The 9,451-nt window shown below is 67.4% G+C and carries 7 protein-coding genes and 2 pseudogenes; 4 read left to right on the forward strand and 5 right to left on the reverse strand.

The genetic code is table 11. The features are described from left to right. On the reverse strand, nucleotides 1-1,825 hold a 1,825-nt coding region (ligA, locus tag OP79_RS47495; protein ID WP_106972672.1), incomplete at its 3' end, for an NAD-dependent DNA ligase LigA. 235 nt (nucleotides 1,826-2,060) lie between these two features. Between ligA and OP79_RS56305 the strand changes: the two genes are divergently transcribed. The 4 genes and pseudogenes from OP79_RS56305 to OP79_RS58810 form a co-directional block, all read left to right on the forward strand. Beyond that, nucleotides 2,061-2,267: a hypothetical protein gene (locus OP79_RS56305; RefSeq protein WP_033329451.1), complete on the forward strand. Its 207-nt coding sequence runs from the start codon at nucleotides 2,061-2,063 to the stop codon at nucleotides 2,265-2,267. Nucleotides 2,268-2,830: 563 nt separating this feature from the next. After that, nucleotides 2,831-4,006, forward strand: coding sequence for a serine hydrolase domain-containing protein (locus OP79_RS47510; RefSeq protein ID WP_033329453.1), 1,176 nt, complete (start codon nucleotides 2,831-2,833; stop codon nucleotides 4,004-4,006). Nucleotides 4,007-4,354: 348 nt separating this feature from the next. After that, nucleotides 4,355-5,442: pseudogene (locus tag OP79_RS58805) on the forward strand (IS630 family transposase). Nucleotides 5,443-5,813: 371 nt separating this feature from the next. Beyond that, nucleotides 5,814-6,045, forward strand: a pseudogene (locus OP79_RS58810) (IS5/IS1182 family transposase); the annotation flags it as partial. Nucleotides 6,046-6,330: 285 nt separating this feature from the next. Here the strand turns inward: OP79_RS58810 and solA are convergent. The 4 genes from solA to OP79_RS47540 form a co-directional block, all read right to left on the reverse strand. Further along, the gene (gene solA, locus OP79_RS47525; RefSeq protein ID WP_033329456.1) at nucleotides 6,331-7,476 is read right to left on the reverse strand and encodes an N-methyl-L-tryptophan oxidase; all 1,146 of its coding nucleotides are present in this window, start codon (nucleotides 7,474-7,476) and stop codon (nucleotides 6,331-6,333) included. A 19-nt stretch (nucleotides 7,477-7,495) separates the two neighbouring features. Further along, nucleotides 7,496-8,899, reverse strand: coding sequence for an NAD(P)/FAD-dependent oxidoreductase (locus OP79_RS47530; protein WP_033329457.1), 1,404 nt, complete (start codon nucleotides 8,897-8,899; stop codon nucleotides 7,496-7,498). Nucleotides 8,900-8,909: 10 nt separating this feature from the next. Next, nucleotides 8,910-9,245, reverse strand: coding sequence for an SDR family oxidoreductase (locus OP79_RS56675; RefSeq protein WP_078492517.1), 336 nt, complete (start codon nucleotides 9,243-9,245; stop codon nucleotides 8,910-8,912). A gap of 13 nt (nucleotides 9,246-9,258) precedes the next feature. Continuing rightward, nucleotides 9,259-9,451: RidA family protein (locus OP79_RS47540; RefSeq protein ID WP_033329459.1), on the reverse strand; the 193-nt coding region annotated here is incomplete at its 5' end.

Genomic DNA, 9,451 nt, shown 5'->3' on the forward strand with positions numbered 1-9,451 from the left:
CGCAGTCATCGGCGGCGTCGGTGGTGGCCACGGCGGGCGGGGTGGCGCCGGGTTCGGTCATGTTCACCCCGGCTGTGGCGAGTTTGTCGATGAGCGGGGTGAGTTCGGCGAGTTCGGCGACGATGGAGGGGGCCTTCTCGGGGCCGATGCCCTCGACCTGCTGCATCGTTTCGGCGTCGGCGGCGCGGACGTGGTCCATGGTGGCGAAGTAGCGGGCGATGCGGCGGGACATGGACCGGCCGGTGCCGCGCACCCCGAGCGCGCACAGCACCCGCGACAGTGGCTGGTCCTTGGCCGTGCCGAGTGCGGCGAGGAGGTTGTCGGTGCTGGTGGCACCCATCCGCTCCAGGCCCAGGAGCTGGTCGCGGGTGAGGGTGAACAGGTCGGCGAGATCGGCCACCAGGCCGGTCTCGACGAGCTGGACGACGCGGGTGTGGCCCAGGCCCTCGATGTCGAGCTGGTCGCGGCCGGCGGCGTAGGAGAGGGCGGCCACCAGGTGGCAGTTGCGGCCGTTGGTGCAGCGCCATCGCTGCTCGCTGGTGTCGATGGCCGAGCCGCACCGCGGGCACACCTCGGGGAAGACGATCGCCTGCTCCTCGCCGGTGCGCAAGCTGGCGACGGGGGCTTCGATGCGGGGGATGACGTCGCCGGCCCGGTGGACCATGACGTGGTCGCCCAGGCGCAGGTCGCGGCGGGTGATGTCGGCCGGGTTGTGCAGGGTCGCATACGTGATGGTGGCGCCGTCGATGGTGACCGGCTCCAGCACGGCGCGCGGGGCGATGATGCCGGTGCGGCCCACGTTCCACTCCACCTGAAGCAGCCGGGTGATCTTCTCCACCGCGGGCAGTTTGTAGGCGATCGCCCAGCGCGGGGCGCGCGAACCGGATCCGGCGGCCTGCTGGTCGGCGGCCCGGTCGGCCTTGATGACGATCCCGTCGATCCCGAACGGCAACTCCGCCCGTAGCACGGCGATCTCCTGCACCCGGGCCAGGACCTGGTCGACCGTGGCGACGGTGATGCCGGGCACGGCGGTCGTGGCGGTGGTGTTCACCCCGAGCCCGACGGCCCGGGCCATCAGGTCGCTGTGCGCGAGCTCGCCCAGCCGCCCGGCGAGCTCCGGCTCGGTGTCGGGCCGGGGCAGCAGGCCGTAGCCGAAGAACGTCATCGGCACCGTGTAGGCACGCTCCCTGGCCCGCAGGGTGCCCGCCGCGGCGCCGCGCGGGTTCGCGAACGGCTGCCCGCCATGCACGGTGCGTACCTCGTTGGCGTGCTCGAACTGGGCGGTGGTCATCAGGACTTCACCGCGCACCTCCACCGTGACCGGCTCGGCCAGCTCCCGCGGCAGGCCCTCGATGGTGCCGATCGCGTGCGAGACGTCCTCCCCGGCCGTCCCGTCGCCGCGCGTGATCAGCCGGTCCAGGTGGCCGCGGGTGTAGCGGGCGGCGATCGCCAGGCCGTCCAGCTTCGGCTCGACACTGAAACAGGCGACGTCGTGACCGATCCTGCGGGCCAGCGAGGACGTCCAGGCGGTGAACTCCTCCGGAGAGAACACGTTGTCCAGGCTCAGCATCGCCACCGTGTGCGGCACATCCCCCTCTACAGAACCGCCGGCGACCTTCCCGGTCGGCGAGTCGGGCAGCACCTCGTCGGGATGATCGGCCTCCCACGCCGCGATGCCACGCACAAACCGGTCATAGGTCTCGTCGTCCAGCGGGGAGGTGCCGTCCGCGTAGTAGGCGGCCGACGCCTTCACCGCGTCCTCGACCGCTTGGGCATAAGCCGTGGCATCCACGATCACAGCTGCAGGTGTTGTCATGTCCGTCATCTTGCACCCCGCCACTGACAACGCCCCTGGCACGCGGGTGCCTGTACGCCGCGAGCGTTCCCTGGGCGCCGTGCGGCCGCCCCGACGGCTCCTTCTGCCGCGTCAGCAATGTGCGCTAATACGCGCCAAAGGGGCAATAGGTTCATCTTGAAGCCTTAAAGGGCCCGGCCCGTCACTCGTTCGGCGCAGTGTCGTTGGTGGTGATGTTGTTGTCATCTTGGGCCGGGGCGGGATTGTGACCTCGATCGAGCGGACCGCGTATCCGCGATTCAAACGGCTGATCACCGCGCATGAGTTGCATCTGTTCTTCTCGCCGGCTCGCGATGTGGACCTGGCCGCCGCCGCCCTTGGTCAGAGCCTGTTTCTGATCCCGAAACGGCAGGTCAGCCCCAGGACGCGGAAGCGGCTGAGAAGAGGTCCGTTCGCCGAACGGTCACCGTGACGGGAATGCGAACGGAACACGCTCGGGTGCCTGGTGCATTTGGGACAGAAGCCAAGTTCTCCACGGTGACTTTGGCCCGGACGCCCCCGCGCACCGCCCAGGCGATGTGTGGGCAACCTCTGTGCCGTTTGGCGAGTCACCTTGGATGACGGGCTGGTATGCCATCCGCCGGGGGGATCATGGGGAAGGCAAAGGGCGCGGGCCGAGTGGTGCTTCGGAAGCTGGGGTGGACGGCAGAGGACGACGTCCCGAGGAGGTGGTGGCTGTTAGTAGAGGCCGGGGTGCTGTTTCTGGCGTGGCAGAATTACGCCGTGGGGACGATGCCCAACTGGTACACGTTGCCCCTGGCCTGCCTGATGTCGGTGATCTACGGCCTCTCGTGGGCGTCGAGACTCCGGAACTGGGTCCGACGCTTGCGGGGCAGCGGGGTACACCGAAAGGATGTCGACTCACTGTGATGTTCCTGGCTTAGCTTGAGCTACTGGCAGGTACGGGTTGGGTCAGGGATACCTGGGGGACATCCCGGATGCCCGAGGGGTGGGGCCGTCGGCAGCATGAGCTCCATGAACTCTCAGTCGATCTCCCGACGTTCTCTGGCCCGTGGTTCTGTGGCCGGTGCCGTGCTGGTCGCGGCCGGAAGTGCGGCTTCCCGGGCGGCGGGCTCCGCCAGGCCCCAGGAGTTGGACACCGGCTTGGACACCGGCGCCTTACAGGCGGCGATCTCCGACCTCTCCCACCCGCCGACCACCTCCGCCCAACTACGTGCCGCCCACGACACGGACCACTGGTACGGCACCACGGGCCAGGCCGACCTCACCACCGGGCGTGCCGCACGCCCCGACGACAAGTTCCGCGCGGGCAGCGTCACCAAGGCCTTCGTGGCCACGGTCGTGCTCCAGCTGTGGACAGAACGCCGCGTGGAGCTGAACGCACCGATCGGGCACTACCTTCCGGGGCTGCTCCCGTCCGACTTCGCTCGCATCACCGTCACCCAACTCCTCAACCACACCAGCGGAATCCCCGACCATCAGGGCATCCCTGACCCGAGCACACCGGAGGCCGCCCTGAGGCACCGGTTCGACCGCTGGACGCCGCACGAGTGGGTGCGGACAGTGACGCACGGCCCGCTGAAGTTCCGCCCGGGCACCAAGCAGGAATACCGGGGCATCAACTACGTACTCCTCGCCCTCCTCATCGAGAAGCTGACCGGACAGCGCTACGGCGAGGCGATCGGCTGCCGCGTCCTGAGACCGCTCGGCCTCACGCGCACGCTGCTACCCGGCGACGACCCCCGCCTGCACGGTCCGCATGTGCACGGCTATCTGCGGATGACCGACGGCTCCCTGCGCGACGCCACCGTCTACAACCCGTCCAGCACATGGGGCGAGGGTGAACTGGTCTCCACCGTCGACGATCTCTTCTGCTTCCAACAGGCTTTGTTCTGCGGCGACTTGCTGCCGCCCCGGGCGATGGACAAGCTCTGCACACTTCCCCCGGCCGAGGTTCGCATGCTGAAGGACGGCAGCCCCGCCCGCTACAGCATGGGCCTGCAGACGGCCACGGTGAACGGCGTGACGTTCTGGGGAAAGACCGGCGAGATGTACGGCTACCGCACCCGCGTGTTCTCCACCCTCGACCTCCGGCTCCGCTTCGTCCTGTCCTACACCCCGACCCCGTTGACCACGGACGAGGACATGATCAACCGGGTGGTCGCCACACTCACCTCCTACAACTCTTGAGCTTGCCCAAAGGGGGAAGGCCGAATGTGTCCATGGCACGCCGGCGAGCTGAGCGCACTTGGCCGCGACCGAACCGGACAAGAGGAGCACGCATGCGAACACGATCGTTGGGTGGGCATGAGATCTGTCGCGAGTTGCCCCGGCGGGTCGAGCCTGTAACTCGGTAACTCTTGCCGTACTCCGGAGCGTCAAGACTCAAGCCATGGGCTCCGAGCGGGCCGACAGGGCAGGATGGCGGCATGGAACGCGTGACGGGCATCGGCGGCATCTTTTTCCGTGCTACTCAGGTTGAACTCGTAGAGGTCGCGAGGTCGTGACGCTTCATGATCCCTGCGGTACGACACGACCATGCGGTACGCACAGCGCGGCGGATACACGCCCGAAGAGCAGGAGCGGCGCGAACGGCTGAGGATGCAGGCAGCCGAGCGGTTCGATCGCGGGGAGAGCATCAAAGCGGTTGCCGAGGAGTTCCGCATCACCGTGCCGACGGTGCGCAGGTGGCGAAGGCAGTGGCGCGAGGGCGGGGCGGAGGCGTTGCGCTCCAAGGGGCCGGTGTCGGTCGAGCGGCTCTCGACCCGCCAATGGGCGCGTCTGGAGCAGGAGTTACGGCGTGGTCCTGCAGCGCATGGCTTCGCCGACGACCAGCGGTGGACGCTGAAGCGGGTCAAAGCGCTGATCGGCCGGCTGTTCCACGTCGGCTACACGGTCCAGGGTGTGTGGAAGCTTCTCAAGCGGCACGGCTGGTCGTGCCAGGTGCCGGTGCGCCAGGCCCTCGAGCGGGGCGAGGAGGCGATCGAAGTGTGGAAGGAGCAGGTGTGGCCGCAGGTAAAACCATGGCAGCTCACCTGGGCGCCCACATCTGCTTCGAAGACGAGACCGGATAGGGCCTGAGGCCTCCGAAGGGACGTACCTGGGCACCGCGCGGAGCGCGGCCGGTGGTGCGGGTGCGGGGCCGGGGAAGTGGCCGGGTCAATGTGGCCGGCGTGGTCTGCTTCCGGCCCGGCGGCCGCCCGCACCTGTTCTGCCGGCTGCACGTCTACCACGGGCGCAAAGGCGAACCCAAGAGCTTCGCCTGGAACGACTACTGCGATCTGATCGTCGCCGTCCACCAGCAGCTCGGCACCTTGCTGGTGTGGTGCTGGGACAACCTGAACGTGCACCTGGACCGGCGGCCGGCGGCCTTCGCCGCTGAGCACTCCGCGTGGCTGACGCTCATCCAAATGCCCGCGTATGCACCGGAGTTGAACCCGGTGGAAGGTGTGTGGTCGCTGATGAAACGCGCCATCGCCAACTTCGTCGCCGCCGATCTGCGTGGTCTCGTCCGCATCGTCAAGCGCAAGCTCAAGAAGATCCAGTTCCGGCCCGACCTGCTCGACGGCTGCCTCGCCGAGACCGGCCTGGTGATCGAACTTCCGATCTCTACGAGCTCAACCTGAGTAATGGAAGTAACCACTGGCAAGAGCATCTCGCTGACTGTCCCTGCTGGGAACCACTGGTTCCTGGCGAAGGCGGTCATGTGAGGTATGAGGGCTGGCTCCCGTCTCTCTGTGGTGGCGTCATCGTCGGGAAGGGCTTCGCGGGGGCGCAATACCGCTTCCGTCTCGCGGAAGGATCGGTGTAAAGCTACTGGTCAGAGGGTTGAGCGATACGCGCACTCAGAGTGTGACCCTGCTGCAAGGGCAGACGTCTGCTGGTGGTACACGTGCGGCGCATTGCTGACCAGTGCAAAGGCGCCTCGTGGTACTCAGAGGGGTGCGCTGGCCCGGGAATGGTCTGCAATGAGCCGTCCTAGATCATGGGCAGCTGCCTGATCACGGACCAGGACGGACTACCTCTGTCGCGGGGCATGTCCGACGCCAACATGCACGACAGGCTCGGCCTGAAGGCCGCTGGTACGCGGGATCCCACCGATCCGCTCGCGGCGGGGCGCGCATCGCCGGCGACCGGCCAAGCTCCACGCCGGCAAGAGTTACGACCACGGCCGCCCGCGCCGATGCCTCCACCGGCCGGGCATCCTCCATCACATCGCCCGCAAAGGCATCAAAGGCATCGAGTCCTCGCACCGCCACTACGAGTGCAAGGCAAGGCAGCCGAACACTTCTTGGCTTTCGTCGGCATCACCGCAGTCCTCATCGGCTACCGCCGACCAACCAACTGACACGACATTCAATTCCCGTTTCCGGTGCTCCGGATCAGCGTAAAGCTGAGTGTCTTCACGGGTGGACAGTTCAGCAGATGACAGACGACCGTTGCGGGACATCAAGAGATGAGTCCGCAACGACCGTCAGCTGAATGACGATACCGAGGCGGCGGTAGTGGGTGGGCTACCTGGTCTTGAACCGGTCCGGACGCACGAAGTCCAGGCCTTCGATGGTCTGTTTGCCGAGCGCCTCGTGTGCGGCGATGTGGCCATAGCCGGTGGCCATCTTGAAGCCCTTTCCGGAGAATCCGGTGGCGCAGTAGACCCTGCTGTTCTCGTCCAGCCAGCCGAGGAGGGGATGCCTGTCCTCGGTGAAGAGGTCAGGGAAGGCGTCGGAGCGCACGATGGTGGGGGTCAGACCGGGAAAGAATTCGGTGACGATATCGGTGGCCTTCTCGACTTCTTCCCGGGTGAGCTCCCTGGGCACGGAGTCCGGGTCGGGGGTTTCCCTTCCGCGTCCGTCCAGCGGTCCGTCCATCGATGCCTTGACCGTCACGCCGTCGACGGCGGGTGCGCCGTACATGGAGCGATCGCCGTACAGCCGGCTGAAGACGGGGAAGTTCTCCGGCGAGAACTGCGTGCCGTCTTCGGCGATGAACCAGGTCAGGACGATCCGATGGGTTTCCGTAACGGCCTTGAGGTGGTCGGGCATGAGCCTTCGGGACCAGCCGCCCGAGGCGACGATGACCTTCTCGAACGTCCAGGTTCTGTCGCCCGAGGCGACGACCACGCCGTGTTCGGTTTCGGTGATGCTGTCTACGGGCGTGTTCTGAAGGACGGTGGCGCCGTTCGCCTCGGCCGCCGCGACGGCGGCGCTGACGGCGCGGTCGGTGCGCAGAACGCCGGCGTGGGGGTCATAGACGGCGCAGTCGTCGGGGCGGAGGTTGTGCTGGGGGTAGCGTTCGGCCATGTCCTCCCGGCTGAGGACGCTGTGCTCGGCTCCGGTGACGCGCGTGGCCTTGAGGAGGCTGGTGATGTAGCTGCCGTTCGCGGTCCCGATGGACAGACCCCCGGTAGTGGTGAGGATGTCCTGCCCGGTTTCCGCTTCGAGCTCGGCCCACAGGCCGCGGGAGCGTTCGATGATGGGGTAGTAGTCGGGCCTGCCGAGGTAGATCATGCGGAACAGGCGGGTGTCTCCGCCCACGGCACTGCGGCCGTGGGCGGGGGTGGCGGCCTCGAAGCCCACTACCGAGTCGGTCAGCCGGGAGGCCTGCCACAGGGCCATGCTTCCGATGCTGCCCAGGCCGATGACTGCGAGTTGTGCATCCATGAGAGCGGTTCCTTTTCGTTTACTCGTGAAGTCCGGCGAGTCTGCTGCCGAATCTGGCCAGCAGCGAGGTCGTGCTGGAACCCCTGCGCTCTTCCCACCGGTCGGCAATGCCGAAGAGCCGGTACATGGCGTGAACACCCAGCCAGCGGATGGGTTCCGGTTCCCACTTCCGTGCCCGGTAGCCGACCCAGGGAAGGGTGGTCCGTTCGGTTTCCTGCTCGAAGGCGAGCTCCACGAGAGTCCTGCCGCCGACATAGGCCGACGTGACACCGTGTCCCGCGTAGCCGGTGGACGATCCGATCCCCGATGCCGGGTCCCAGTGCACGCCGCCGTTCCAGTCCCGCGTGACGCCCAGGACTCCCGACCAGGCGTGGTCCACGTCGAAGGGGATGTCCGGGAAGAAGGAACTGAGCTTGTGCGAGATCAGGTCGATGGTGGACTGGGCGGTCGCACCGGCTCCCCCGGTGCCGGACCCGAAGCGGTAGGGGACACCGCGGCCCCCCATGGCGATACGGCCGTCCGACGTCCGCTGGGCGTAGATGAAGGTGTGTGCGGAGTCGTTGAGGCACTGCAGCCCGTCCCAGCCGATCTGCTGCCATGCCTCCTCCGGCAGGGGCTTGGTCACGATCATCGAGGAATTGACCGGGATCAGGGTCCGGCGGCCGAGCAGCTGTCCCGAATAGCCTTCGGTGCAGATGAACGTCTTCGCCGCGGTGACACGTCCGTCGGCCAGGGTGAGGGTCTTGCCCGCGACACGGTCCACGCGGCTGCCCTCGTAGATCCTGACCCCCATGGAGGTCAGGGTGTCGGCGAGGCCGTAGACGAGCTTCGCGGGGTGGAACCGCGCGCAGTGCTGGTAGAAGAGCCCGCCGTGGACGGTGGAGATGTTGATCCGGCTCCGGAACTCGTCCTGGTCGAGCAGGTGGACTTCGTCGTCGGTCAGCCCGTACTTCAGATCGGCATCACGCCTGGCCACCAGCCGACCCAGCCCCGCCCGAGTGTGAGCGGCGACGAGCGCGCCCCCCTTGTGCTGATCCGCATCGATGCCCTCGGCCCGGAGGATGTCCAGGACGGAGTCGACGCCGGCGACGAATTCCTGCTGCAGCGCCCGGCTCGCCTCCAGCCCTCCCCCGGCGCGGGCGAAGGTGGCACGGTTTCCCGGAGGCATCGCCGAGAGCCAACCACCGTTGCGCCCCGATGCTCCGTAGCCCACCTGCTCGGCCTCGAAGACCGCGACCGAGAGCGACGGTTCCAGCTTCTTGGCGAAGTACGCCGCCCACAGGCCGGTGTAGCCGCCGCCGACAATCGCCACGTCGACGGATTCCTGGCCGGTGAAGCGGGGGAACGAGGGCCTCTTGTCGGCCAGTTGGGCCACCCAGAAGCCAAGCTCTCCGTTTCGGGGTGGTGCCGCAAGGGCGTTCATGGTGTGTCCTTCATCTGTCTCTGGGACGCGTGGGCTGCTGCTGGAAAGCGGTGTGGCCGCCGTCGACGGGGTGCGTTGCCCCGGTGATGTACGAGGACTCCGACGACGCGAGGAACAGGACGGCGTCGGCGATTTCCTCGGGAGTGGCGAGGCGTTGGAGCGGGATCTGCCCCTCACGCTCACGGCGGGTGGCCTCCGGGTCGTAGCTGCGCCGGAAGGACGCCTCGAAGACTCGTCCGACGCTGTCTTGCATCGCGTCGGCCAGCAGGATCTGCACCGGGTGTCGATCGTGCTGGCCGAGGGCGTCGAGTGCCTGTTGCAGCCGGGCCACCGCCGCACTGCTCATGATTGGCTCGCCGCTACACAGCGGTGCAGATGACCTGGATCTCGACCGGGGTGTTGAGCGGCAGCCCGGCGACACCGATCGCGGTGCGGGCGTGGCGTCCGTTCTCACCCAGTACCTCGATGAGCAGTTCACTGGCCGCGTTGGCGACGTTCGACTGCTCACCGAAGTCCGGCGTGCTGGCCACGAAGACCAGCATCTGCACGATC

The sequence above is a fragment of the Streptomyces yerevanensis genome (genome assembly GCF_000716805.1).
GTDB lineage: Bacteria > Actinomycetota > Actinomycetes > Streptomycetales > Streptomycetaceae > Streptomyces > Streptomyces flaveus.